Origin of the sequence: Alkalicoccobacillus murimartini (assembly GCF_030813245.1) — a bacterium.
In the GTDB taxonomy this organism is placed as follows: Bacteria; Bacillota; Bacilli; order Bacillales; family Bacillaceae_D; genus Alkalicoccobacillus; species Alkalicoccobacillus murimartini.
In genome coordinates, this window is the sequence record NZ_JAUSUA010000001.1 from 208706 (window position 1) to 235024 (window position 26319).

At 39.4% G+C, this 26319-nt stretch carries 29 protein-coding genes; 19 read left to right on the forward strand and 10 right to left on the reverse strand.

Going from position 1 to position 26319, the window contains the following annotated elements; translation table 11 throughout:
- Nucleotides 1-22 precede the first annotated feature (22 nt).
- The 4 genes from alaS to J2S05_RS01155 all read left to right on the forward strand — a co-directional run bounded on the left by alaS (nucleotide 23) and on the right by J2S05_RS01155 (nucleotide 3772).
- Nucleotides 23-2662, forward strand: coding sequence for an alanine--tRNA ligase (gene alaS / locus J2S05_RS01140; RefSeq protein ID WP_306979125.1), 2640 nt, complete (start codon nucleotides 23-25; stop codon nucleotides 2660-2662).
- 84 nt (nucleotides 2663-2746) lie between these two features.
- Nucleotides 2747-3019, forward strand: a complete 273-nt coding sequence (locus J2S05_RS01145; protein WP_306979127.1) for an IreB family regulatory phosphoprotein — start codon at nucleotides 2747-2749, stop codon at nucleotides 3017-3019.
- On the forward strand, nucleotides 3016-3441 hold the full coding sequence (gene ruvX / locus J2S05_RS01150; RefSeq protein ID WP_306979130.1) for a Holliday junction resolvase RuvX: 426 nt from the start codon (nucleotides 3016-3018) through the stop codon (nucleotides 3439-3441). The genes J2S05_RS01145 and ruvX overlap by 4 nt, the downstream gene beginning before the upstream one ends.
- Nucleotides 3442-3460: 19 nt before the next feature.
- Nucleotides 3461-3772, forward strand: a complete 312-nt coding sequence (locus J2S05_RS01155; RefSeq protein WP_306979132.1) for a DUF1292 domain-containing protein — start codon at nucleotides 3461-3463, stop codon at nucleotides 3770-3772.
- Nucleotides 3773-3831: 59 nt separating this feature from the next.
- On the opposite strand, the gene J2S05_RS01160 is transcribed toward J2S05_RS01155, so the two are convergent.
- Together J2S05_RS01160 and J2S05_RS01165 are read right to left on the reverse strand one after the other, a co-directional pair.
- Nucleotides 3832-5580, reverse strand: a complete 1749-nt coding sequence (locus J2S05_RS01160; RefSeq protein WP_306979134.1) for a sensor histidine kinase — start codon at nucleotides 5578-5580, stop codon at nucleotides 3832-3834.
- Nucleotides 5567-6307 (reverse strand): response regulator transcription factor, encoded by a 741-nt coding sequence (locus J2S05_RS01165; protein WP_306979136.1) that lies wholly within the window; start codon nucleotides 6305-6307, stop codon nucleotides 5567-5569. Before J2S05_RS01165 ends, J2S05_RS01160 begins: the two co-directional genes overlap by 14 nt.
- Before the next feature lie 156 nt (nucleotides 6308-6463).
- Here J2S05_RS01165 and J2S05_RS01170 point away from each other — a divergent pair, with 156 nt between their 5' ends.
- The 3 genes from J2S05_RS01170 to J2S05_RS01180 are packed head-to-tail and all read left to right on the forward strand — an operon-like array spanning nucleotide 6464 to nucleotide 8485.
- Entirely contained in the window at nucleotides 6464-6589 is a 126-nt protein-coding gene (locus tag J2S05_RS01170; protein WP_306979138.1) for a hypothetical protein, read from the forward strand.
- Nucleotides 6590-6632: 43 nt separating this feature from the next.
- On the forward strand, nucleotides 6633-7541 hold the full coding sequence (locus J2S05_RS01175) for an ABC transporter ATP-binding protein (protein ID WP_370873609.1): 909 nt from the start codon (nucleotides 6633-6635) through the stop codon (nucleotides 7539-7541).
- Nucleotides 7538-8485 carry an ABC transporter permease gene (locus J2S05_RS01180; RefSeq protein WP_306979142.1) on the forward strand — a complete coding sequence of 316 codons (948 nt, stop codon included), beginning with the start codon at nucleotides 7538-7540 and terminating at the stop codon, nucleotides 8483-8485. The genes J2S05_RS01175 and J2S05_RS01180 overlap by 4 nt, the downstream gene beginning before the upstream one ends.
- Before the next feature lie 51 nt (nucleotides 8486-8536).
- On the opposite strand, the gene J2S05_RS01185 is transcribed toward J2S05_RS01180, so the two are convergent.
- Complete coding sequence (locus tag J2S05_RS01185; protein ID WP_306979143.1) at nucleotides 8537-9307, reverse strand: HAAS domain-containing protein; 771 nt, start codon at nucleotides 9305-9307, stop codon at nucleotides 8537-8539.
- Nucleotides 9308-9321: 14 nt separating this feature from the next.
- Complete coding sequence (locus J2S05_RS01190) at nucleotides 9322-9636, reverse strand: PadR family transcriptional regulator (RefSeq protein ID WP_306981032.1); 315 nt, start codon at nucleotides 9634-9636, stop codon at nucleotides 9322-9324.
- Between the two features lie 256 nt (nucleotides 9637-9892).
- Here J2S05_RS01190 and mltG point away from each other — a divergent pair, with 256 nt between their 5' ends.
- The 5 genes from mltG to J2S05_RS01215 all read left to right on the forward strand — a co-directional run bounded on the left by mltG (nucleotide 9893) and on the right by J2S05_RS01215 (nucleotide 13855).
- Nucleotides 9893-11038, forward strand: coding sequence for an endolytic transglycosylase MltG (gene mltG, locus J2S05_RS01195; RefSeq protein ID WP_306979145.1), 1146 nt, complete (start codon nucleotides 9893-9895; stop codon nucleotides 11036-11038).
- A 66-nt stretch (nucleotides 11039-11104) separates the two neighbouring features.
- Nucleotides 11105-11743 carry an O-methyltransferase gene (locus tag J2S05_RS01200; RefSeq protein WP_306979147.1) on the forward strand — a complete coding sequence of 213 codons (639 nt, stop codon included), beginning with the start codon at nucleotides 11105-11107 and terminating at the stop codon, nucleotides 11741-11743.
- Between the two features lie 42 nt (nucleotides 11744-11785).
- Nucleotides 11786-12448: a uridine kinase gene (gene udk / locus J2S05_RS01205; RefSeq protein ID WP_306981034.1), complete on the forward strand. Its 663-nt coding sequence runs from the start codon at nucleotides 11786-11788 to the stop codon at nucleotides 12446-12448.
- 74 nt (nucleotides 12449-12522) lie between these two features.
- Nucleotides 12523-12999 carry a transcription elongation factor GreA gene (gene greA / locus J2S05_RS01210; RefSeq protein WP_306979148.1) on the forward strand — a complete coding sequence of 159 codons (477 nt, stop codon included), beginning with the start codon at nucleotides 12523-12525 and terminating at the stop codon, nucleotides 12997-12999.
- 187 nt (nucleotides 13000-13186) lie between these two features.
- Nucleotides 13187-13855 carry a YrrS family protein gene (locus J2S05_RS01215; protein WP_306979150.1) on the forward strand — a complete coding sequence of 223 codons (669 nt, stop codon included), beginning with the start codon at nucleotides 13187-13189 and terminating at the stop codon, nucleotides 13853-13855.
- A 35-nt stretch (nucleotides 13856-13890) separates the two neighbouring features.
- On the opposite strand, the gene ligD is transcribed toward J2S05_RS01215, so the two are convergent.
- Entirely contained in the window at nucleotides 13891-15708 is a 1818-nt protein-coding gene (ligD, locus tag J2S05_RS01220; RefSeq protein ID WP_306979152.1) for a DNA ligase D, read from the reverse strand.
- A 105-nt stretch (nucleotides 15709-15813) separates the two neighbouring features.
- Here ligD and ku point away from each other — a divergent pair, with 105 nt between their 5' ends.
- The 4 genes from ku to J2S05_RS20470 all read left to right on the forward strand — a co-directional run bounded on the left by ku (nucleotide 15814) and on the right by J2S05_RS20470 (nucleotide 18148).
- Nucleotides 15814-16641, forward strand: coding sequence for a non-homologous end joining protein Ku (gene ku, locus J2S05_RS01225; protein ID WP_306979154.1), 828 nt, complete (start codon nucleotides 15814-15816; stop codon nucleotides 16639-16641).
- Nucleotides 16642-16712: 71 nt separating this feature from the next.
- Nucleotides 16713-17408, forward strand: coding sequence for a 5'-methylthioadenosine/S-adenosylhomocysteine nucleosidase (gene mtnN / locus J2S05_RS01230; RefSeq protein ID WP_306981035.1), 696 nt, complete (start codon nucleotides 16713-16715; stop codon nucleotides 17406-17408).
- Between the two features lie 89 nt (nucleotides 17409-17497).
- The gene (locus J2S05_RS01235; RefSeq protein ID WP_306979156.1) at nucleotides 17498-17734 is read left to right on the forward strand and encodes a YrhC family protein; all 237 of its coding nucleotides are present in this window, start codon (nucleotides 17498-17500) and stop codon (nucleotides 17732-17734) included.
- Between the two features lie 141 nt (nucleotides 17735-17875).
- Nucleotides 17876-18148, forward strand: a complete 273-nt coding sequence (locus J2S05_RS20470; RefSeq protein WP_370873590.1) for a TIGR04104 family putative zinc finger protein — start codon at nucleotides 17876-17878, stop codon at nucleotides 18146-18148.
- Between the two features lie 156 nt (nucleotides 18149-18304).
- Here the strand turns inward: J2S05_RS20470 and J2S05_RS01240 are convergent, their stop codons facing one another.
- Together J2S05_RS01240 and J2S05_RS01245 are read right to left on the reverse strand one after the other, a co-directional pair.
- On the reverse strand, nucleotides 18305-18901 hold the full coding sequence (locus J2S05_RS01240; RefSeq protein ID WP_306979158.1) for an NUDIX hydrolase: 597 nt from the start codon (nucleotides 18899-18901) through the stop codon (nucleotides 18305-18307).
- Between the two features lie 206 nt (nucleotides 18902-19107).
- Nucleotides 19108-20097, reverse strand: a complete 990-nt coding sequence (locus J2S05_RS01245) for a lipoate--protein ligase (protein ID WP_306981036.1) — start codon at nucleotides 20095-20097, stop codon at nucleotides 19108-19110.
- 167 nt (nucleotides 20098-20264) lie between these two features.
- Here J2S05_RS01245 and J2S05_RS01250 point away from each other — a divergent pair, with 167 nt between their 5' ends.
- Nucleotides 20265-21266, forward strand: a complete 1002-nt coding sequence (locus tag J2S05_RS01250) for a phosphotransferase enzyme family protein (protein WP_306979160.1) — start codon at nucleotides 20265-20267, stop codon at nucleotides 21264-21266.
- 54 nt (nucleotides 21267-21320) lie between these two features.
- Nucleotides 21321-21791, forward strand: a complete 471-nt coding sequence (locus tag J2S05_RS01255) for a hypothetical protein (protein ID WP_306979161.1) — start codon at nucleotides 21321-21323, stop codon at nucleotides 21789-21791.
- 44 nt (nucleotides 21792-21835) lie between these two features.
- Here J2S05_RS01255 and J2S05_RS01260 read toward each other — a convergent pair whose 3' ends face one another.
- Complete coding sequence (locus J2S05_RS01260) at nucleotides 21836-23248, reverse strand: YfcC family protein (RefSeq protein ID WP_306979163.1); 1413 nt, start codon at nucleotides 23246-23248, stop codon at nucleotides 21836-21838.
- A 113-nt stretch (nucleotides 23249-23361) separates the two neighbouring features.
- Here J2S05_RS01260 and J2S05_RS01265 point away from each other — a divergent pair, with 113 nt between their 5' ends.
- Nucleotides 23362-24531, forward strand: coding sequence for a M20 family metallopeptidase (locus J2S05_RS01265; protein WP_306979165.1), 1170 nt, complete (start codon nucleotides 23362-23364; stop codon nucleotides 24529-24531).
- 251 nt (nucleotides 24532-24782) lie between these two features.
- Here the strand turns inward: J2S05_RS01265 and J2S05_RS01270 are convergent, their stop codons facing one another.
- Nucleotides 24783-25442 carry an amino acid ABC transporter permease gene (locus J2S05_RS01270; RefSeq protein ID WP_306979167.1) on the reverse strand — a complete coding sequence of 220 codons (660 nt, stop codon included), beginning with the start codon at nucleotides 25440-25442 and terminating at the stop codon, nucleotides 24783-24785.
- Between the two features lie 17 nt (nucleotides 25443-25459).
- Entirely contained in the window at nucleotides 25460-26263 is an 804-nt protein-coding gene (locus J2S05_RS01275; protein WP_306981038.1) for a transporter substrate-binding domain-containing protein, read from the reverse strand.
- Between the last annotated feature and the right edge of the window lie 56 nt (nucleotides 26264-26319).

Genomic DNA, 26319 nt, shown 5'->3' on the forward strand with positions numbered 1-26319 from the left:
ATGACATGAGGAGATGAGAGGAATGAAGCATTTAACTTCTGCTGAGGTACGGCAGATGTTCCTGGATTTCTTTAAGGAAAAAGGACACGATATTGAACCAAGCGCACCACTTGTTCCATTTGAGGATCCAACCCTACTTTGGATTAACAGCGGAGTAGCGACATTAAAGAAATATTTTGATGGTCGTGTCATTCCTGAAAATCCTCGTTTGGCTAACGCACAGAAATCTATTCGTACAAATGACATTGAGAATGTCGGGAAAACGGCACGTCACCATACGTTTTTTGAAATGCTTGGTAATTTCTCAATCGGTGATTACTTTAAAAAAGAAGCGATTGAATGGGCATGGGAATTCCTGACGAGTGAGAAATGGATTGGCTTTGATGCGGAAAAGCTATCTGTGACGATTCATCCTGAAGATGAAGAAGCTTATGAGCTTTGGATTAAAGAAATTGGTCTACCTAACGAAAGAATTATTCGTCTTGAGGGTAACTTCTGGGATATAGGTGAGGGGCCAAGTGGACCGAATACAGAGATCTTCTATGATCGTGGACCGGAATACGGGAATGATCCAAGTGATCCAGAACTATATCCAGGTGGAGAGAATGACCGTTATCTTGAAGTATGGAATCTTGTGTTTTCTCAGTTTAACCATAATCCAGACGGCACCTACACACCACTTCCAAAGAAAAATATAGATACAGGAATGGGTCTTGAGCGGATGGTATCCGTTATTCAAAATGTGCCTACAAACTTTGAGACGGACCTATTTATGCCAATCATTCAAGCGGTTGAGAAGCTAACACCGGTATGTTATACAGAGAAGCCAGAAACAGATGTGGCATTTAAAGTCATCGCTGACCACATCCGGACGGTTGCTTTTGCGATTGGTGATGGTGCGCTTCCATCAAATGAAGGACGTGGATATGTTTTAAGACGTCTTTTACGCAGGGCTGTTCGTTTTGCTAAACAGATCGAGATCAATCGTCCATTTATGTATGAATTGGTTCCAGTTGTCGGGGAAGTAATGAAGGCATTCTACCCAGATGTGAACGAGAAAGCAGAATTCATCCAGCGTGTTATTCGTACGGAGGAAGAACGATTCCACGAGACGTTAAACGAAGGACTGACGATTCTTGATAAGATTGTAGCGGAGACGAAAGCTGCTTCTGAGGCCATCATTAAGGGTGAGGACGTATTCCGTCTGTATGATACGTATGGCTTCCCAGTTGACTTGACCGAAGAGTATGTGTTGGACGCTGGATTGGTCATTGACCGTCCTGGGTTTGAGCAAGAAATGAACAAACAGCGTGAACGAGCGCGTTCGGCGAGACAGGATACGGGCTCTATGCAGGTTCAGAGTGATTTATTAAGCAAGCTGACAGCAGCAAGTGACTTTGTTGGCTATGAAAACCTGTCTACTCAATCAACGATTCATGCGTTAATCGTGAACCAAGAGCTTGTTGAAGAGGCACAGGCTGGCGAGGAAGCACAGTTGCTTCTGGATCGCACACCATTTTACGCTGAGAGTGGTGGCCAAGTAGCGGATGGCGGAATCATTCGTAGCGAACAAGGTGTCGCTCGTGTCATTGATGTGAAAAAAGCGCCAAACGGTCAACATCTTCATACAATCAAAGTCGAAGAAGGTACGCTGAATAATAAATCTGAAGTAGAAGCAAAAGTTGAAAATACAGAGCGTAGTGGGACAATCAAAAATCACACAGCGACTCATATCTTGCATCAAGCCCTAAAAGATGTGTTAGGTGCGCATGTTAATCAGGCTGGATCCCTTGTATCTGAGAATCGTTTGCGCTTTGACTTCTCTCATTTTGGACAGGTAACGGCTGAGGAGCTTACTCAGATTGAGAAGATTGTGAATGAAAAGATTTGGTCTGCGCTAGCTGTTGATATCTCTGTGAAAAACTTAGATGAAGCTAAACAGATGGGTGCGATGGCACTTTTCGGTGAGAAATATGGTGAATCTGTGAGAGTTGTTCAAGTGGGTGAGTATAGTCTTGAACTATGCGGAGGTATTCATGTTCGCAACACGGCTGAGATTGGACAGTTCAAAATTGTTTCAGAGACAGGCATTGGTGCGGGAGTTAGACGTATTGAAGCTCTTACTGGAAAAGCTGCTTACTTATATGTGCAGGACCAGTTGGACATACTGCAAGAGTCTGCTACTTTAATCAAAGCGAAAAATGTTCGAGATGTGCCAGCAAGAATTGAGGCTGTTCAACAACAGCTGAAAGCGGTCCAACGTGAGAATGAATCATTATCTGCTAAGGTTGGAAATATGGAAGCATCTAGCTTATCTGATGCTGTTGTTGATGTAGATGGTGTGTCAGTTCTCTCTAAGAAAGTAAATGCGAGAGATATGGACGGACTTAGAGCCATCCTTGATACGCTTAAACAAGATACAGAGTCAGGTATTATTGTTTTAGGAGCAGAAACTGACGGCAAGGTTTCCATTGTTGCTGCTGTGACAAAGGATCTAATTGAGCAAGGATACCATGCTGGAAAGTTAGTGAAGGAAGTGGCTTCGCGCTGCGGCGGCGGTGGCGGTGGTCGACCAGATATGGCACAGGCAGGTGGAAAAAATCCTGCGCAGCTAGAAGAAGCGCTTCAATTTGTTTCTGAATATGTAAAATCAATTTCCTAATTAACCGATTTTGATGTACAATAAACGAAACAAGCTCATTTAATTATGGGCTCAGTCCGGAAATTCAAGAAAGAGGTGCATGTGATGAGCTCTATGGACAAAACAATGCAGTTTGATTTCCATGATGACTCTGTTAAAGTAGATGTCCAGGAGGTACTGCTGACGGTTTATGCAGCCCTTGAGGAAAAAGGCTATAACCCGATTAATCAGATTGTCGGGTACTTACTTTCAGGAGATCCAGCGTACATCCCTAGACACCAGGAAGCTCGTACGTTGATTCGTAAGCTAGAGCGAGACGAATTAATTGAGGCACTTGTGAAGTCTTATTTAACACATCACCGTAAGGAGAACGAATGAAATCATTAGGTCTTGATGTTGGTTCAAAAACCATTGGTGTTGCGGTGAGCGATGCCTTTGGTTGGACGGCGCAGGGAGTTGAAACTCTGCGTCGTGAGGAAGGACAAACTGAACAGGATTATCAGGCAGTTGCTAAGCTTGTTCAGGACAACGAGGTAAGTACAGTTGTGATTGGACTTCCTAAGAACATGAATGGAACCATTGGCGCCAATGGTGAGTATTGCCAAGCGTTTGCAGAGGAGTTATCTTCCTACATTGATGCTGAGATCGTCATGTGGGACGAGCGCCTGACCACAATGGCTGCAAAGCGCGTATTGGTGGATGCGGATGTAAGTCGTAAGAAACGCAAGAAGGTCATCGATAAGATGGCAGCAACCCTTATTCTGCAGGGTTATCTCGATCGCGCAGGAAAAACTTTGTAAATAGAGAGGTGTCCATAACATGGCACAAGAAGAAAAAGAACGTATTATCATTCCAGACGAGAACGGAAACGAGCATTTATTTGATGAACTATTCCGTTTTACTGTTGACACCACAGGAAATTCGTACCTATTAGTTGTACCAGTTGGTGAAAACGAAGACGATACAGAAGAGGATGACGAAGAAGAGCAAGAAGTCTTTGCATTCCGTTATGAAGATCGTGAAGGCGAAGAAAACGATATCGCTTTATTCCCAGTTGAAACAGACGAAGAATGGTCAGTGATTGAAGAAATGCTTAATACTTTCTCTGAAGAAGAGGAAGAAGAAGAGTAATATCATAAAAGCGACCAAATCCTGAGGGTACTCGGATTTGGTCGCTTTTTTTATTCCTACTATATATCAGTAGCTATATTTATGTAGACTTTAAATGTAGTTCCTTTACCTAGTTTTGATTGCACATCAATACGTGCTCCATGTGCTTCAGCAATCCCTTTGGCAATACTCATACCAAGTCCAGATCCCCCTGTATGCTCCCCAGTATTGGTCCCACGATAATAGCGGTCAAATAACGAGTCTAAGGTTGTCGTATCCATTCCTACACCATCATCCGCTATCCTAAGCTCAACGATGCCATCATTCTCATGTAAGGAGGCATCAATCGCTGTTCCAGTAGGGTTATGACGGATAGAATTATAAAGTAGATTCTCCAATAATCGATGAAACCATTTTAGGTCAACAGAGACGGATAAGGGATCTCCTTCGTGCTTTAGAAAGGAAACATGATAATCAGCACTCACTGGATCGTTTGCAAGGTTTAAAACGGAATCCTTTAAGAGTTCATTTGCATAAACAGTCTCTTTAGTAAGTGGTAAAGCGTGATTTTTTAACTGAAACGACAACGAAAAATCCTGTAAGAGCTCGAGCATATGATCTCCTTTTTCCAGAATTGCGGAACCAATGTCCTTGAGCTCATCTTCTCTCCATTGATAATCCCCTGATTTTAATAGATGGCCATAGCCTTCAATCGTAGAAAGGGGAGTACGTAGATCATGGGAAATTCCCGTCATCCATTCTTCTCTCGTCTGTTCCAATTTCTTTTGATCGTCTTCACTTTTCTTGAGTTTCTCAGCCATTCCACTAAACGCATGGATGACCTCTTCGTACAATTTATAACGAGACCGAATTTTCCCCTTTTTCGTAAACACCCGATTCTTTTGCTTAGAGCTTAAATGCAGCTTATAATCCCCGCGTCCTAATTTTTCTAGCCAAGAGATAAACAAAACCAATGGCTGACCAAAACGCGTAACCTGCCAAAAGGTATAGAGGATGCCAAGCGCAAGAAATAGAGCAAGAAGAATGGAGACAGCAATAATAAAGTAAGTGACCATAGACGGAGAGCTAGAGATCGGTGAGTTATTTTCTGTGCTTAGAACCCAAATCTCATTCGCATCCTCATTATAAAAAACTCGTTTGTATTGATCAGAGCTTCCAGGGTGAAGCTGTTGTTCTACTATCTCAAGAGGCTCGCTGTTAGAGGGTTCGCCGTTTTCACCATATGAAGCAAGAACCTCGTTATCTCCAGTAGTAATGGTAAGAGACCCATCAATTTCAGCTAAATAGCTCGATATCTCATCGTGCAGAGTAGGTGAGCTGTCTTCATATGAAGATTCTGCCCATGATTGCAATACACTGTAGGTACGATCTTCATAACCTAAGATAAATAATAAAGGTTCATCTCTTTCAAACGTATCCAATTCTGTATGAACAGTATAATGGTCTAATCGGTTTGTATCCTGAAGATTTAATAAATGATGAGCAGTGTAAGCACTAGGAATGTCATTAGGGGCTTCAATTGAATAAATAACCTGACCTTGCTTATTGATAATTTGAAGCCAGCTATCACTCTCAACAATAAGGTCTTCGTAATAGTTAGGTACCCAAGGTTCGTTATCATTTATAAATATCGTTTCAGTAACTAAGTTGCTTAATCCAATGGAAGAGAAATTTTGTTCTATATCTTTTTTTGTTAAAAAACTAATTAAGATAAAAAATAACAACCCCAACACAAGTAAAGCAATCAAACAAAATATCACAAATTGAACTGAAAATTGCATGGCTATTCTACGTTTAGTTGTTTTCATGACGTGGTTCCTTTAAGAGCTTATAGCCAAGCCCTCTTACTGTGATTAATTGTTTAGGGTTTCCAGGATCAACTTCAATTCGTTCGCGTAACCGACGGATGTGCACCATCACCGTATTATCGTCCAGAAAAACATCTGCTCCCCATACACTTGAAAACAATTGTTCCTTGGAAAAGACCTGATTAGGGTGTTTGCAGAAATGCACTAACAAATGAAAAACCTGCGCAGGGCAATTCGTTAATTTTCCACCAACTTTAAGCTCTCCGGCACGTTCATCTATTGTGAAATTTCCAAATGAAAACAAACCGCTCTCTACAGGAGTAGGGGTCATAGCTTCTAATTCATTATTTGTATTCTTTCCTGTACGTCGAATTCTCGCCTTGATTCGAGCAGCAATTTCAAGTGGATTAAAAGGTTTGGTGATATAGTCATCGGCTCCTATTGCAAATCCAGTCAGCTTATCTAAGTCAGACACCTTTGCAGTTAGAAAAAGGATATAGGCATTCGTATGTGTGCGAATGATCGGGCATAAGTCAAAGCCTGTTGTATCAGGAAGCATGACATCTAATACGATGAAGTCAAATTTAACGCGTTGTACAAGCGCGAGTGCTTCCTTTCCTGTATAGGCTTTATACACATGTTTGCACCCTTCTTTATGTAATGTTGTTTCAAGCATCGTCACAATGGATTGTTCATCATCTACGATCAGAATAGTAGCTTGGTTCATAAGATGTCCCTCCTCATGCCTTATCCTAGCATACAAACCTTACCAGAACCTTACTCGTTTATTGAAGAAGTTAACAAAAGATAAGCTTCTGTTTGAGTGGACGTTTACGCCCATTGCTAAAGTGTAGATAGTGAACAAGACAAGGAGGTTATAAAGATGAGGTCGTTAAAAATACTAACTGAAGTGGCATTAGTGGTGGTGCTTATTTTTGGGGTTTATTTTCTGTGGGACACATCTGCAACTAAAGGTTTATTAATGCAAGTATGGGATTACATATTTTAAAAATAGTCAAAAGTAAAAAGGTGGGGGATTCATTTTGGAAAAAATGTTGCAATTAAAGAGCGTAAGCAAAACAATACGAGGCAAGAAGATTGTGAAGGATCTTAGTTTTACAGTAAATAAAGGTGAAGTATTTGGTTTTTTGGGACCGAATGGAGCTGGGAAAACAACTGCCATACGGATGATGGTTGGTTTATCTAGTTTAAGTTCCGGTGAGATCTTAATAGATGGTCATAGCATACAAACATCCTATAAAAAGGCTATTAGTCAAGTAGGTGGGATCATTGAAAATCCGGAAATGTATAATCACTTATCTGCCGAAAAAAACCTAGCCCATTTTGCAAGAATGATCGGCAAAGTGAATGAGGAGAGAATTGATGAATTACTTAGATTGGTTGGGCTTGAATCAGTAAAGAAAAAAAGAGTTGGAACGTTTTCGTTAGGAATGAAGCAAAGGCTGGGCATCGCTCAAGCATTAGTTCATAATCCTAAGATCTTAATTTTAGATGAACCAACGAATGGATTAGATCCAGAAGGGATTCGTACAGTTAGAGATTATTTAAAACGGTTAGCAAAAGAGCAAGGGCTCGCTGTTTTGGTCTCTAGCCACTTAATGTCGGAAATGAAAATCATGTGTGACCGTTTTGCTATTATCCAGAAGGGTGAGATGGTGAGCTCAGAGATTATAACCAGTGATAAAAATGCTTTATCAAAAAAATATCGAATCTCCCTTCAAGAGGATCAGGTAAATGATGCACTACATTTATTAAAAGCGTATAACAAAGATATTGAGTCAGAAGGCGAGTTTTTATTTGTTCATTTACTCGTTGAAGAGGTTCCTACCGTTATTAGAGAGCTAGCTAACAAATTAAATATCTATGAAATCAAGGAAGACAAAGAAACATTAGAAGATAAATTTCTTACTCTGACGAAAGGAAAGGGGACTCAGCTATGATTAGACTTGTTTATAATGAGTGCATAAAACTTGCTTATCGAGTGGGGACCTGGGTTATGGTTGGTATACTCATTCTCGGTGTTATCACTATGTTCATTTTTGACTATAAAACAAAAGCTGATAGCGAGATTTCGGAGGAAGTTTGGAAAACTAATTTACAAGAAGAAATAAAGCAGTACCAAGAATACTTAGATGAATTTGGTTCAGATCATATTATTGAATCATTTATCCGCGAAAATGAATATCGTATTGAGAATGACCTCCCACCAACAGATGCGTTACCAACTAGTGTTTGGACGTTTATAAGTGGGAATCAAAATCTCATTTTACTCGTCGGAGTGTTTGTGATCGTTGTATCTGCCACAATTATCTCAACAGAATTTAAACAAGGCACAATTAAACTCTTGTTAATCAGGCCACCATCAAGATTAGCAATTCTAGTTTCAAAATATATAACGGTTATATTGTATTCGCTCTTTTTACTAAGTATCTTGTTTATCTCTTCTTTCATTCTTGGGTCCATCTTTTTTGGTTTTGAAGAAAAGTATTCAAATGTGATTCTACTAAATGGAGAACTATACGAGCAATCACCAATTATAAGTTTAATCATCACCTATTTATCCAACTCAATAAATTTTGTGATGCTTGTAACGTTAGCTTTTGCGATTTCCTCTATTTTTAGATCGGACACAATCGCTATTGCACTCAGTCTAATTGGATATATTATGGGGGCAACGGCTACTGGTATACTAACAATCTTTTATGATTGGCCAAAATATATTCTTTTTACGAATACAAATTTAAGCCAGTATTTTTCTAGTACTGGACCACCAGTTGAAGGAATGACGATCGGTTTCTCTATTGTAATATTAGTCATCTATTGGGTTCTCTTCCTCGGAATCGCGGCGATCCTCTTTCAAAAGAAAGAAATAAAAACAGGGTAAAGATAATGAAAAAAACGCGCAAGAATGCTAGCGCGTTTTTTTGCGTGCTTTTTAATGTGCACTATTTTCACTTTTTGATTTTTTCATAGTCATTCCCATATAAATGAGCAAGCCTGCATAGGTAATGAATAGACCGATGATAAGTCTGCTAGCCTCTTGCAAAGCTGTAAAGCTAAGTAGGTATTCTGGAGCTATTAATAAAAGGATACAGATAGGCAAAAGTAACGATTTTGACCACACAGCCATGTAAATAACGAATAGGATAGTAATGATCACGGTAACCAGCCTAGATAGTGTGTTTAACTCTATAATGGGTGTAGTGACAAACGTATCCATGAAAATCACACCCATAAACATGGCAGCTGGAATAATGGCTGCTGGTAATAAAACCAAAATTTCTTTTCTGGTTGAAAATGAATTGGAAGCAAGGTATTTCATCGTTAGTAAAAGAAGCGGTATAGATAGTAAGACCGTAACAATATGACCGATCAATTCAAAGGTAGAGTAAGCCATACTACCTCTTGTGAAATCTGACAATACTCTAAATGAAAATGCCCCCAAAATAATCATTGCAATGTACTTCATCCATGTCTTCATATCCACTTTCATCTCACTTGATAAAGACTCCATATAAGCCTTAGGGGAGTCTCCAACGATTTTTTCTATGGGTTTCCCTGCTTCTTCCGCTTCGTGTAGGTGATTTTCAAGTTCGGCTACAATGCCATCTATTTCATCTGATTGTTTCCCACTTGAAAATAAGTAGACGCGTAGATTTTCAAGAAAGGTCTGACTTTCTTTTGATAAGGTTGAATGAACAGACAAATCATCATCTCCTTTTAATCGTTTTTTTGTTGTGATAGCACTCTGTTTACATTTGTTTCAAGAGCATTCCATCTTTCTTTAAATAGGACCAGTTCTTCCTCACCTTTTTCGGTTAAGGAGTAATATTTTCGTTTTGGTCCGGCTGTTGATTTTCGTAAGGTGGAAGTAACCAGCTTTTCTTTCTGCATTCGGAGAAGCATTGGATAGATGGTTCCTTCACTAAATGCTTCAAAACCATAAGACTCGAGCTTCTCAGCTAATTCATAGCCGTAAACTTCCTTTTCATTTATGATCGACAAAAGGCAGCCATCCACGACCCCTTTCATCATCTGCGTAGTGGACAAGGGTGTACCTCCATTTTTTTGTCTTGTTATGCAAGGTATAAATGAAGTATACAATTAGCTACCTTGTAATGCAAGTGTTTTTTTATCTTGTTATACAAGATAGTGATGGTAGAATGGTATTTCTGAATCAGGAGATGCTAAATTATGTGCGATTTCACAATATCTACAGATACAATTTGAATTCAATACTGACATTTTCCACAGGTATTAGTATAATGGGAACGGCGGAGGGAGGAGAACAATGTCTGATTCCAAAGAAAAACCACGAAATGCGTTATATGAAGATCGCGTTTCTCAGGCGAAAGTCGTTCGCAAATGGGTGTTTATCTCTTTAATTGTCTTGATCCTAATAGGTGTTATTGCGGTTATAAGTGGATATACATATGTTAAAAATGCGATTGAACCGATAGATCAAGAAAATGGGGAGGAAGTTGAGATTACGGTTCCAATTGGTTCTTCACCAAGTACAATAGGTGATATCCTTGAAGATGCGGATTTAATCTCAAATGGGACTATTTTCAGATTTTATGTTCGTTATCTTAATGAATCAAATTTCCAAGCTGGTGATTATACACTTTCAACGGAGATGTCAATGGATGAAATGATTGCTGCACTGAAAGATGGAAGAGTAATGCAGGAGCCTGTTTTTTCATTTACTATTCCTGAAGGATTCTGGCTTGAGGATATTGTAACTATGATTTCAGAAGAGACCGAATATAGTGAAGAAGAAATAATGGATAAAATGCAGGATGAGGAATACATAGCGTCATTAATGGAACAATTTCCGATGCTTGGCAATCAAGTATTAAATAATGAGATCCGTTATCCGCTTGAAGGGTACTTGTTTCCTGCAAAATATGAATTCACTGATGAGAACACATCAATTGAAACGATTATTGAAACCATGTTAGCGAGAACAGAATCTATTTTGGATCAATACACAGAGCAGATTGGAAATAGTAACTATACCTTACATGAGTTGATGACACTCGCCTCCATTATTGAACGTGAGGCACAAACATCAGAGGATCGGTACTTAATCTCAGGTGTATTATACAACCGCTTAGATGACAACATGAGACTTCAGGTTGACCCAACGGTTGCCTATGCAGCCGGATCGCATCTCTATATGACGTCGCTTGAGGACTTAGAAGTAGATTCGCCTTATAATACCTATATGTACGAGGGCATTCCAATCGGGCCGATAGCAAGCCCTGGGGAAGACTCGATAAAGGCTGCACTAGAGCCAAGAGTGACAGATTATATATTCTTCTATGCTCGAGTAACTGGTGAAGTGATCTACAACAGCTCTTATGAAGATCATCAAGAAGTGGTTGAACAGTATCGTCAAGAATGGATCGATGCAGGAGAAAGTGCAGAAGATTAAAAAACATAAAGCTTAGAAGGGATGGAATAATCATTCCTTCTTCTTTTTTCATGAGGAGCTCAAGAGATGTTCGATCAAAAAACAACGGACTATTTAGTCGCATTAACACCAAAGCGTTCTGAGCTGCTTGAGCAAATGGAAGCTTATGCAGAAGAGCACGGCGTACCTATTATGGATTTAGTTGGAATAGAGAGCTTGTTACAGCTATTACAGCTTCATTCACCTAAGCGAATTCTTGAAATAGGTACAGCCATTGGGTATTCGGCTATTCGGATGGCAGAGGTACTTCCAGAGGCTGAAATCGTTACAATTGAACGAGATTCTGAACGTGCAGCCGTGGCAAGAACTAATATAAAAGAAGCTAATTTGAGTAATCGGATTCATTTAATTGAAGATGATGCATTAAATGTGGTGGAAATACTTGAAAAAATGCCATTGTTTCATGTATTATTTATTGATGCAGCTAAAGGACAGTATCAGCGTTTCTTTGATCAGTTTTCTCCATTACTTGCACCAGGTGGTATTATCTTTTCAGATAATGTTTTATTTAGAGGATTGGTTGCCGAGCAAGATATTGAAAGCAAACGATTATCCAAACTCGCAGGAAAAATAAATGCCTACAATCAATATTTAATGGAACATCCTGATTTTCATACACGTATACTTCCGATAGGAGACGGTCTTGCCGTTAGCATAAAGAAATAGAGGATTTTTAGTGTACGAGGTAGAAAAGAAACATAGAGATTTATTCATCGAAAAGAGGACTGCAACATGAATCACAAGCCTATCATCATCGGCGTAGCAGGCGGTACTGGATCTGGTAAAACAACCGTTGCTAAGGAAATATTTCGTCAGTTTAATGAACAGTCCATCGTATTAATTGAACAGGATGCATATTATAAAGATCAAAGTCATTTAAGTATGGAAGCGCGGTTGCTTACCAATTACGATCACCCGCTTGCTTTTGATAATGAATTGCTTCTTCATCAATTAAAACGGCTAACAAGTCAACAAGCTGTGGAGAAGCCAGTCTATGACTACGCAAACCACACTCGTTCATCAGAGGTCATCCCAATTGATCCTAAAGATGTCATCATATTAGAAGGCATACTCATTCTTGAAGACGAAAAGCTACGTGATATGATGGATATCAAACTTTTTGTGGACACGGATGCCGACATTCGGATTATTCGTAGATTATTACGTGACATAAAAGACCGAGGTCGCTCTATTGATTCGGTGATTGGGCAATACACAAACGTTGTTCGACCTATGCATCTTCAATTTATTGAACCAACTAAACGTTACGCTGATTTAATTGTACCTGAAGGTGGTCAAAATAAAGTGGCAATTGACTTGATGGTCACAAAGATCCGTGCAATTATTGAAGCAAAATCATTGCTAACTTAATGGGAGAGGCACATGCCGACTCTTATCTAGTATAGGAACTAATTATAACTTGTAACTTTTGAGGAGTGAGTCAGGTGGCAGAAGAGAAAAAGCATTATATGACATTGGACGGTAAGAAAAAGCTTGAAGAGGAGCTAGAGTTTCTTAAAACAGAACGACGTAAGGAAGTCGTTGAACGTATAAAGGTTGCGCGTAGTTTTGGAGACCTTTCTGAGAACTCTGAGTATGATTCAGCTAAGGAAGAACAAGCCTTTGTTGAAGGCCGAATTCTCCAAGTCGAAAAAATGATTCGTGATGCAATTTTAATTGAAGAAGAAACGGCACCAGGGAACATTGTTTCATTAGGTAAAACCGTTCGTTTCCTAGAACTTCCTGATGGCGATGAAGAAGAATACATTATTGTTGGAAGTGCAGAGTCTAATCCGTCAGAAGGCAAGATTTCGAACGACTCTCCATTAGCTCAAAGTCTGCTTGGTCGATCTACTAAAGACCGTGTGACTGTGTCTACACCAGGTGGAGACATGCAAATCGAAATTCTTGAAATTAAATAAGATAGAGAAAAAACGAATCTGACAAATATAGATTCGTTTTTTTTTAGTAGTTCATAAGAGCTAGTAAAGAGGACAATTCTCTGTTGAACTTCCAGTTGGAGACGATATAATGAGAAGTAAGGTTATTTTATATTAAGAGGATCCTATGTATAATAGAGAGAGAATAGTATGAAGGGATGATTTATGAATGCAGGGAAATCGTTACGAAACGCGTAAACGTAAAAAAATGAGTCAATTCTTAAATATAGCGATAGGAATTGTTGTTCTTCTAATATTATTTGTTGGTGCACAGATCTTCCTTAACAATGATGCGAGTGATACACAACCACAAGAGGAATCAGATAATAATGAGGAAGTAGCTAATTCTGGCGGTTCTACTGAAGTGGAAGAGTCAAATGAACAAGATGCAGTAGAAGAGGAAGATGAGGAACAAGGTGCCTCAACGGATGGTCGTGTAGAAGATGATGAGGATCCATCAGATAATGAGGAAGATCAAACGGATGAAGACGAAACAAATGAAGATGCTGAAAATGAAGAGGATACACAAGAAGAGGGAGATTGGGAGCCAGTAGGTACGGAACAAACTGGTGATTTTTCTCCAAACTTTACTGAAGGAAGCCAGAACAGGATCGAGATGGAGGCAGCTTTACAATCCGCCACGGGTATTAGTGCGGGTGATATGACGTTATGGAGAATTGAAAACGGAGGTTCTCCTACAACGGCTGTTGGTACATTAAGTGATAGTTCCGATAATTCAACAACAAATAGTCCATATCAAGTTCGGATTGAATGGCAGGATGGTGAGGGATGGCGTGCGGTTTCAATGGACCAGCTAAGCAGCAATCCTTATCGGTAAGTAGTAAAAGCACAGCTAATCAGCTGTGCTTTTTTCTAATGTGAAATTGTTTGATTCTGAATGGCAAGCAGTGCCTCAGAGAAGGGTTGGCGATGTCTGGAGAGTTCATACTCTCTAAAAGGGTCTCTCTGGCTATCCAGACGGTCGAGCACGGTCCAAACCGTAAAGAGGGAAGGATGTAACGAATCATTTTCTAGTTCCTCCCACTCGAGTGGTGTGGCTACATACCCTGTGTCCCCCCTTGTTGAATAGGGCGCGATGATGGTTTTCCCTTCATCGTGTTGTACATAATCAAGATACAATCGATTAGCACGATTTTTTTTCAATCGTTCCAATGTAAAGAGCTCGGGCTGTTGTTCATATAGGAATTGACAAAGAAATAACGTAAATGTCCTTGTCTCTTTATATGTGAATCGATCATGAGGTAAAGGGATGTAGACTTGAATGCCTTTTCCTCCGGATGTTTTGACATAGGCCGTTAGATGAAAGACATCAAGAGCGGCTTTAGCCATCTTGGCCGCTTGAACAGCCAATTGAAACTGGTCTATTGAGGGTGGATCTAGATCAATGACAATTTCACTGGGATTGGTTTCACTATAACGTTGAAATGGAATATGGAATTCTAGGGCAAGCAGATTACCCAACCAAAGTAAGGAATCCATTTGATTACATAGAATATAATCTGTATCTTCACGGATAACCGATTCGATAAAAGTAGGTGCCGACTCAGGTCGATTCTTCTGATAAAATCGTTCATTTCCACCACCGTGGGGATAGCGTATGACTGTAAGTAATCTGTCCTTTAAAAAAAGTAAAAGGGTAGGAGCAATACGTTGTAAATAATATAAGTAATCACTTTTGTTGACGGAGGTCCAGATTGGTTTAGTAGGATGGGTGATATCCACATAGTCAGATGGGAAAATCAGCTGTTTGCGCAAATGGTGTAAGGTACAGCCCTCAAGATCAGCGGATAAATTGAAATCAATGAACGAGGGTTCGCGTAGCTTATGATCATGTAGACCAATGCACGCAATCTCTGCACAAATTCCTGGTGGAAGCTCCCATTCATTCGATGATACTCGGGTGCCATTTTGTTTAAAAACGCTAATAAGTGACGCCCTTTTATCTTCGCTAAATCCATGTGAAACCTTTACTATTTCAACTAGGCAATCGTCACCATAAACCTTGCCTGTAAAATAATCATTTGCTGCATTATAGTGAGTGAGGATGACCGTTCCTGTTTTTTTTAGTTTCCATTTAAGCCAATTTGGACTTCGCTTCCCACTCTGCCAAGAACTTGTTTTTCGTTTTGCGACGATTCCTTCTCCTTGTTCAAACGTCAATTGTTTGATTAAAGAATCAGAGGACTCATAAATGGGTGTAAGTAGAAGAGGTACGCGATCCATTTCTGGATTGATTGTGTCAAAAAGAGTCTGAAGATATGTTTTGCGTTCCAGTAGGGGCCGGGTAGTTAAGCTTTTCTGATTGTGTGAAAGAATATCAAAGACCATCAACTGACATGGAAACTGTTCGGCATGTTTAGTAATCGTTTGCTTTGTACGCAGGCGCGCTCGCTTGAGAACCTTTGAAAAATTGCTATGAAGATCCGACATAAGGCAAACAAGCTCTCCGTCTAACACGCATGGCTTCAGTCTTGTTTTTTGAGAGGTAAGCCAATCAATGATCTCAGGGAATTGAATAGATAGATCCTTTCCATTTCGACTCTGTAATGAGATCTTCATTGGTGTCACAATGAGTAAACAGCGAAAACCATCGTATTTCGGTTCAAATATCCAGTCCGCACCTTTTGGTAATGTTTGTGCCAGCGTCGTAAGCATGGGTTTAATAAACATAAGCACATCTCCTCTTAGGTATTATTTTTGGTAGAGGGACATTTTCTATACATAAAAATATACTCAAAACCTCACATTAAAAGAAAAAGAAGTGAGGCGTTATCATTGCATACAGTCTGGAAAGGGAGCATTAGTTTTGGGCTTGTAAGTATCCCGGTGAAATTGCATACGGCAACTGAAAATAAAGATATAAAATTAAGGCAGCTCCACAAAGCTTGTCACACTCCGATCTCCTATCAAAAGCATTGTCCAAATTGTGAGCAAGAAGTGGATCCAGAAGAAATAGTGAAGGCGTACGAATACAGTAAAAACAAATTCGTTGTGCTCGATGAAGAGGACTTAAAGCAATTAAAAAAAGAAAACGAAGATAAAGCGGTTGAGATCCTTGATTTTGTAAAGCTAGAAGAAATTGATCCTATTTATTTTGAGCGTAGTTACTTTTTAGCTCCGGGTGATGGAGGAAATAAAGCGTATTCACTCCTGCATAAAGCTCTAGAGCAATCAGGGAAGATTGGTGTAGCTAAAATTATTATTCGGTCGAAGGAACAATTAGCGATCGTCCGCGTTTATCAGCAATGCCTATTAATGGAAACCATCCATTTTCCTGATGAGGTTCGTAAAGTAGAGGATGTCCCGTCAATTCCAATGGATAAAGACGTGGATACTAAACAATTAAAAACAGCTTTGCTCTTAATTGATCAGTTAACGACAAGCTTTGATCCAACAGCTTATCATGATGAATACCGAGAAGACATGATGAAACTTATAGAGCAGAAACAATCTGGCGAGGAAACCGTTACAGCTTCTAGTAAGAAACCAACGGCTACAAATGTAACTGATTTAACAGCAGCACTTCAAGAATCGTTAGAGCGAACAAAACCAAAACGTAAGGCTGCGGTTAAGCGGAAAACTCCTGCTCGAAAAAAAGCATAATATCGTTTGACCCCCTGATTGGTGTATACTATTTGTATAGTTCGCGCATGAAGAGAAGGGACGTATGAATGTTGGTTATTGGGATTATAGGAGCAATGGAAGAAGAAGTTGTGTTATTACGTAGTAAGCTTGAGGATCGAAAAGACCGTACGATTGCGGGTTGCGAATTTCATGAAGGTAGGATTAATGGGGTAGACGTTGTCTTATTAAAATCCGGAATTGGAAAAGTGAATGCGGCAATTGGTACAACACTATTAATTCAACTGTTTTCACCTGATCGGATCATTAATACTGGTTCGGCAGGTGGGTTTTATCAATCGCTTTCTGTTGGTAACATCGTGATTTCAACAGAGGTGCGTTATCATGATGTTGATGCCACTGTATTTGGTTATGAATATGGACAGGTTCCACAAATGCCGGCATTCTATCAGCCTGATGAGTCCTTGATAGAGGTGGCAGAACAGGCAGCAAAAGAAGTAGGCATCCACTCACAAAAAGGACTCATTGTTTCTGGTGATTCATTTATGAGTGATGAAGCTAGAGTAGAAGACATCAAAAAACTGTTCAACGAGCCTTATTGTGCTGAGATGGAAGCTGGAGCCATTGCGCAAGTATGTCAGCAGTTTGAGGTTCCTTTTGTGATCATTCGTTCTTTATCTGATATTGCTGGAAGCGATGCAAAGGTTTCTTATGATCAATTTTTAGAGACAGCTTCTGTGAATTCCGCTAAGCAAGTCTTATTGATGTTAGATGCAATAACGAATTAGGAAATACATTCCTTTATTTCCTCCTATTACATCATTTTTTTGATTCAAAGGATGATAGAATAGTTGATAGTAAAGGGAGGCTGATTTTCATGGAAAACAACAGAGAGAAGATCCTTCTTGGCAAACAAGAAGACTATCATCGTTTTGGTTTCATCCTATGGTCATTAGCCGCTTTTTTGTACGTAGGACTTATTATTCCTCAAGACTGGGCAGCAACAACAAGACCACCAGAATTGATGATTCCAGCAATTTGTGTGGCACTTGGATGTGCGCTTATATGTAATCGATTATCGATAAGAGCAAGAAAACAATTAGATGAAGACTAACAATGGCTAGACAGAGCTGTTTTAGTTATCAAAAAACCGAATCATTATGCTGTTAAGCTAGCATAATTGGTTCGGTTTTTTTTGTTGTTAAAAGGGTAATGGATCTGTAAACCTTATACAAGGGAAGGAGAAACCTTAATAATGAATAGAACGTGTAGTTACTGCAATCGAGACATTCCTCTTTGGAAAGTAATTCTTTCAAATTGGCGTAGTATAAACTGTCCACATTGTAAAAATAGAAATTACACAACCAAGTCTACGCAAAAATTAAATAAATTTTTTCTTTTTGTAGGGACTTTAATTGGAATTATTGTTGCGTTGTCAGCAAATTCGATCTTTGAATTATTAGTATATTTAATCATTCTGTTTCCGGTGTTATTAGTCATAAGCGTACCTTTTTATAAATTAGAATAACGATTAACCCGTCTGGACACTTGCCAGCCCGCGGGTGCGGAGCGTATGTCCGGAGCGATAGCTACTCTCATAATAAGATCGGACAAAAAAACCGACACATTATGCTCGTTAAACAGCATAATGTGTCGGTTTTCATCTTATTACGTCTCAAGCTCTTTATTTTGCTTTTAAGATAGAGAGGAACGTAACCATGATTCGAGCGGTAAGCCCCCAGATCACTCGGCCATCATAATGGAAAACATGTTCAGTATATGTTTGTTTTCGATCCGTATAGGCGGAACGATTAGCAATAAGGTGAAGCGGGAAATCTTCGGAAAATGTAAAATGAAATGATGTCTGATGCTCTTCTGGTGGATTCTCCAATAAGTAGGTTAACGGAATGCGAAACGTTGAAGATACTTCAGCCTGATTAGGACAAATCTTATTTGGTTCTGCGATGTAACAAACAAATGGAAAAATCGTACCACGTCTTGGACTCATAATAGGTTCAAGCGGTGAAAGCATATGGATGTCGGTGAGGGATAGACCAAGTTCTTCACACAATTCCCGAGAGGCTGCGGCTTCTGGAGTTTTATCATCTGGATCAATACGACCACCAGGGAAACAAATTTCACCAGGTTGGCTACGCATTGATAAAGAACGAACCTCAAATAATAAGGATAAACTTTGATCTGCTTCACGAACCAGTGGCAACATGACAGCAGCATCCCGATCAGTCTGCATCGTATGATTGGTTAACATTTCCTGAATCATTTGGATATCTTCCATGACAATCCTTTCGTAAACGGTTAATTTATTTGCATTGAGAAAATATGTGAGGATATATGACAAAATTACTGTATCTTCGTTGTCATTGCTTTAAAGTAGGACTTAGGAAAGGTCACTGACCTAGCTTCCAAAATGTTCTCTCTACTCTCCCCCATTGCGGCGGTTCGCTAAGCGGACCGCCACTTTTTTGTTTAATATAAAAGATCGAGAAATTCTTCTTTCGTAACTTTTCCAAAGAAGCTTGTAATATCAACTTCTTGTAAAGCCTCAGCAAGTGCTGCGGATTCAAATTTTGTTCCGTTAAGTACTTCCTCTAATTCACTCACATCTTTTACACCAAAAAAATCACCATAAATTTTGCTCGATACAATATGTCCTTTACGAACATTTAATCGGACATCCACATTCCCACCTGCAAAGCGTTTTGTTCGTTGAATATCAAAGGTAGGTGATTTTCCATAATTCCAATCCCAGTTTTGATAACGTTCCTCAGATAGCTTATGAATAGCTTGCCAATCCTGCTCCGTTAATTGATAAGTAGGAATTTCACCTTCCGTGTTAAAGATATAGCGAAGTAAGATCTTTTTGAATGCGTCCATTTCAACAGGTGTTTCTAGGAATTCGCTAATGTTTGCGACACGGCTACGAATGGACTTAATCCCTTTTGAACGGATTTTTTCGTCCTTTACATTTAATGCTGAAACAACATTCTCAATTTCTGAATCGAGCATTAATGTACCATGACTAAACATTCTTCCTTTCGTTGTGAACTGGGCGTTTCCAGATATTTTTCTTTCCCCGACATGAATATCGTTTCGACCACTAAGTTCAGCCTCAACACCTAACTTAGCTAAGGCTTTTACAACTGGCTCAGTAAATTTCTTGAAGTTGTGAAAAGAATGACCGTCATCTTCAGCAATGAAACTAAAATTCAAATTACCTTCATCATGATAGACAGCACCACCACCTGAGAGACGTCGCACAACACGAAGATTTTTTTCCTCTACGTAGTTTAAATTAATTTCTTCATATGTATTTTGGTTTTTTCCAATGATGATGGAAGGCTGATTAACATAAAACAGCAAATACGTGTCTTTAGGATCAAGATTCTTTAAGGCATATTCCTCAATCGCTAAATTTATTTGTGGATCAGTAATTCCAGTGTTATCAATAAATTTCATCATTTCATTAACTCCTCTATTAGTAAACATCTTTTAATACTAGTATATCCATCTTTATGGAACGGGTCGAGTTGTAATACTTGAAACAATGCGTATTGCGTTATTTTGGTAAATGGCTGGAACCCTCAATGAATTTGTCCGTATAAATAATAGAGGGGGAGAGTACCTTGGACCTAAAATTAATAAAAGAAGTAGCATCGTATTATGGAACAGAAGTTGTTTCATGTCTAGGTGGTTTCTTTCAGAACGTTTATCATATAAAAGACAGAGAGAGAGAATATGTTCTTAAGGGTCAGCTGGCAGAACATACGAGCTATAGAAAACTCCAATCAGAACTAATCTGGATGCAAACACTTAGAGAAAGCGGAATGAGTGTACCTGAGCATATACCCACGTTAAATGGAGAACGGATTGTAAAAGTTCGTGATCAGGAGAAGGTTTATTTTTTTGTAGCATTTGCAAAGGCAAAAGGGTCTATTGTTTCACCTAAGCTTTGGAACAGTGAATACTTTGAATTGTGGGGCAGAGCACTAGGAAAAATGCACGCCGCAGCATCTGTATTTAAAGAACCAGATGAAGAATTTGAATTGCCTCATTGGAGTACAAGTCCTGATTTTTTAGCAATTCATGAATCGTTTGATCCAGAGATTTTTGATATCTATCAAGAAATGGTTAGCTATTCAACCACATTACCTGTTTCTAACATGACATTTGGGATCATCCACAATGATTTTCACCACAACAATTTTCTTGTACATAAGGATAAGGGCGTCCCTATCAATTTTGGAGATGCACAGTACAATTATTACTTTTATGATCTTGCTGTGAGCATTTATCATACGGTCCATTCAATTCGTACATCTCAAGATCCATCCTCGTTTCTGGTTACGTTTTTAACTCACTTTTTTAAGGGATATCAGTCGGAGCATTGCCGTATCGAACAGTTTGGAGATTGGATTGAACAGCTACATCCGTTTCTGGCTTACCGGAGAATGTATTCCTATGAATATATGCAACTTTACCTGTCAGTGGAGAAAAAAAGGGAACATCAATCTTATTTCCATAAGATGAAACAAGATATCCTTACGCAATCGCCTGTATTAGAATATCCAAATTCCTTTTTCGAACGAATAATGGATGAGGTTTCCAAAAAAGAGAGAGGGGTATAGTATAATACGGTGGATGAAAGAGTCAACAACTAAGAGCTAAGGAGGTCTTAGAACATGCCAAACGATTTGTTAAAGAAAAAACTACTGCTTGTGAATGGATACGTCTGCTTCTGTTTATCTATTATGATATTGGTCATTTTCACACCAGTTGGAGGGAATAATCTTCATATTTGGTTGGGTGTATTCTTAGTATTAGTTGGGTTAAATCAGCTTGCTAAGTTTCGATTTCGTTACTATTTGACAAAATGGTCAAAAGAAATTACTGAATATAAATACAAAAAGCTTGGATCGATCGAGTGGAAGAAGTGGGATCGTCACTTGTTTTCCATTTGGGGCTGGATGATCCTTGGAGCTATCTATATCATGTCAGGATTGTTCGTTATGCCTCAAGTAGCACTCGAGACTATTCCAATCGCATTACTTCTTGGGGTTTGGCTAATTTTCATTCTTGTGATCAACCTGTATGTAGTGTCGGATAATAAGAGACTCAAAAAACTAATTCAAGGTGAAACGATTGATGCCTAAACAAAAACAGCCACTCTCTAGAAAGGAGAGTGGCTGTAGTCGTGTTAGGATAAGCCTATCCAAACAGCTACAAGTAAACCTAGAATCGCAATAATAATCCAAGCAACAACTAGCTTCCAAATATACTTAAACCAACGAGTATACGGGATGCCAGCAAGTGCTAGGCATGCCATAAGAACACCGTTTGTTGGATTCACCGTACTCATCACGCCGTCTCCATACTGATATGCCAGTACAGCTACCTGGCGCTGTATCTCTAATAAATCTGCAAGAGGTGTCATAATTGGCATGGTAGTAGCGGCTTGTCCACTGCCGGATGGAATAAAAAAATTGATAAAGAGTTGAACAAAAAACATACCGATCACAGCAAAGGCTCCTGGTATTTGACTAATAAGTGCAGAAAGCTGATAGACAATCGTGTCTAATACCTGACCTTGTTCCATCACCACAAGTATGGCCCGAGCAAATCCTACAATTAAAGCCCCATAAGCTACATCCTTCATTCCATTTGTAAAAGCTTCAAACGTGCCGTTAATACGTAGGCCACCAATTAAACCGGCAATTAATCCAATCGCAAGAAACGTACCAGTCATTTCTGTTAAGTACCAATCCCACTCAAAAATTCCGTACATGTTGATGGCAAATCCAGCTACTACAGACAATAGAACAAAGGCATGTCGCCGACTAAATGGTTTAATTTGATCTGGAGTAGACGAAGAGATGGTATCTTGTTGAGGTAAATCAGCTAAATAACTAGATGAAGGGTCTTTCTTTACCTTAGCAGCATATCTCATAACAAGAATAATAGCCGTAAGTAAAAAGAAAACATAGACTACTAAACGAAACCCAATTCCACTGAACAAGGGTACCTCAGCAATTGTTTGAGCAACCCCTACGGTGAATGGATTGGCCATCCCACCAACAAAACCGCAGACAGCACCAAGATTAAGCATTGACATACCAGTGATTGAGTCATAGCCTAATGCTTTGGCTACTGCAATTCCAATTGGCACAAATATAATAACCTCTTCCGATAATCCAATCGTGGCTCCAGGAATAGAGAAGGCAATCATAATAACCGGAATAAGTAATGCGCCGTTATGTTTAAGTCGACTGACTAATCCATACACAGCAGCGTCAATTGCTCCTGTTTTAGTAATTACACCAAATGTACCGCCAATTAAAAAAATATAAAAGATAATTTGTGCAGAGTCTTCCATTCCTAGAGGGATGGCTTGTAAGATTTCAAATGGACTAATAGGGTTGGACTCAACCGTCTGATAACTACCTTCAACAAGGATCGTTCGTCCATCTTGTTCCACTCTTTCGAAGCTTCCGGCTGAAAGAAAATACGTTGATAGAGCTGCTAATACAATCATAAAGGATAATAAAGCATAGGTATGTGGCAGTTCCCACTTACTCTTTTTCTTGTCTAGTTGTTGATCTTGATGTCTCACAATTCCACCTTACCATTCTAGTATAATTATACAGTGTGTTGTATTTTGTCTTTTATAAGAATAAAGGATACAATAAAAAAGTCAAGTTAGTAATTTTCACGGAGGAGATTTAAATGAAAGATCAAATTAAAGTACATATTGAAAATCAACGAGACCGTTATTATGAAATTAGCCAATATATTGGTCATCACCCAGAGCTTGGTCATCAAGAATTTAAAGCAGCTAAAACGCTAACAGATGAGCTCAGCCAACAAGGGTTTAAGGTAACAATGGGAACATGTGGATTGGATACTGCTTTTGAAGCGGTTTATGATAGTGGGAAGCCAGGAGCGAAAATTGGTTTCATGGCAGAATATGATGCCTTACCTGAATTAGGTCATGCCTGTGGTCACAATCTAATTGGAACAATGGCTATAGCCGCTGGAATTGGTTTAAGCAAGGCCATTTCAGAAACTGGTGGAGCAGTGTATGTGTATGGAACGCCAGCTGAAGAAACAACTGGAGCTAAGGTCAATATGTCTGACGAAGGTGTATTATCCCATTTAGATGCAGCCATGATGGTTCATCCTTCAGCTGAGCATATGGCAAGTGGTTCGTCACTCGCAATGGACGCCATTCAATTTGAATTTTTTGGTCGAGCTTCTCACGCTGCTAATTCTCCTCATAAAGGCATTAATGCACTTGATGCTGTTATCCAAACGTTTAATAGCATCAACGCGCTACGTGAGCATTTGCCTTCAGACGTTCGCATCCATGGCATTATTACAGATGGAGGCTATGCGGCTAATATTGTACCTGATTATGCAAAAGCTCAATTTTATGTACGTTCAGCCAAACGATCTGATTTGAATACAATTCTTGAAAAGGTAAAAAATTGTGCTAAAGGCGCATCACTTGCTACTGGTGCAAGGTTAGAGTCTTCATTTTATGAGTTTTCTTATGACGATATGAATACGAATGAGACCCTATCTGGATTGTTTACATCTAATGTTCTAGGCCTTGGTGTAACAAAAGATGAAATTAAAAAGGAAGAGGATGGAGGCTCATTAGATATGGGGAATGTGAGCCAGGTTGTTCCTTCGATCCATCCATACGTAAAAATATCCGATACGAATTGTGATTATCACACGCATGAATTTCGAGAAGCAGCGCTAAGTCAACAAGGGTTTGAGGGACTTATGCTCGGGGCTACGTCTATGGCCTTAACCGGCTATGATCTCATGACAAAACCAGAGCTATTAAAGCAAGTCAAAGATGAGTTTGAAGCGTGGAAGAATAAATAATTTTCTTATAATGAAGAAGATGGACATAACAAGATAAATGAGTGAAGAGGCGACAAATCAAATTTATAGAACATCTCCAGAAAAGCTTTATTAACCTGCAAATAACTCACCCTAGCCCGCGGGTGCGGAATGGATGTCCGGAGCGACTACTATTATCGAACAAAAACCGAAGCGCTATGCCTGTTAAACAGCATAATGCTTCGGTTTTTATAGTGAATAAAACAACTTTGTCTCAGGCTTTTACTTTTTACCTATACCTGTTTATACTTTGAAAATCTCTTCTCAAAATAATTTTGAGGGATGGTTAATAGTGTACATAGGGCCCAATAGATAAATGCTAGCAAGACATACATCGTGAAATAATCATATTCTCGTCCGCCAACTATTTTAGCCATTTGCATTAATTCGGGTACGGTGATCATCGCAGCTAGCGAAGTGGCTTTTACTAAGTCAAGAAACACATTAAAAAGCGGTGGAGTGGCCACAAGTGCACCTTGAGGAATGATAATACGTCTCAAGGTTTGCCAATATGTAAACCCGAGAGTTCGACTAGCTTCCCATTGTCCTCGATCAATCGAGGCAATCGCCGACCGATTAATTTCCGCTGTGTATCCAGCTACATTTAGTGTGAATCCAATTAATGCGGCAGTTACGGCATCAAATTGAATACCGATAGCTGGAAGACCTTGATAAAGCAAAAAAAGCATAACTAGGATTGGCACACCTCTAATAAAAGAAATATAGAGGCGTGCTGGCCAGCTAAGTAAAATAGACGCTGAATTTCTGGCGAGACCAATGAACAATCCGAGAACGAGTCCAATTCCCATACTGACTAAAGCAATAAGCATAGTATAGCCTAATCCTCTTAGTACATAGGGAATGGAGGTAATGGCAAGATCAAGATCAAACATGGTTTGGCTCCATTTGACTATTCCTCAATTTCTACATCTGGTTCTTGAGAAACATCTGCCCCAGCAAAGAATTGTTGTGAAATGTCTGAAATGGTCCCATCGTTAAGCATTTCTTCAATCGCACCATTAATATGCTCTTGCAGCTCTGTTTCATCTTTTTTCATGATTATTGCTTGACTGTTTGGGAAATAAGCCAATGTAGGATGTACAACCACATCGATTTCCGGAAGGGCTTCTACAGCTAAGGTCTGTAAGTAGTAATCATTTAAGACAAGATCAAGTCGACCATTTTCAATGTCACGTAGGTAGGTGTCGTTTGTGACATTATCATAGATGACTTCCTCAGCTCCGTGTTCAACTCCGATTTGCATGTAAACGGTAGTAGCAGCACCGCCTGCTTTTTTTCCTTCAAGGTCATCAAGTGTTTCAATCCCTGATAAATCATCAGCACGAACGACGGCTGAGCCATAAGAGTGTTTATATGGTTCAGAGAATGCAAACTTTTCTTCACGATCTTCAGTAATATCTATATCATTCGCAGCAACATCGACTCGACCATTATTCACAGCAGTTAGCATATTGTCGATGCCCATCTCACTGAACTCAATGTCTAGATCCAGTCGATTTGCTACTTCACGCAGGATTTCAACTTCAAATCCAGTTAATTCGTCACTATCTTCAGCATGGTAGGAAGCAGGATAAAGCGTGCCAGACGTAGCGGCTACTAATTTTCCTTCTTCTTGCACTCGATCCCAGACTGTTTCAGCTGTTTCATCGTTCGAATCAGACTGACCTCCGCAAGCTGCCAATAAACCAACCATAACGGACCCAGCTAATGCACCACTATAATGAAAAGTACGTTTTTTCTTATTAGATT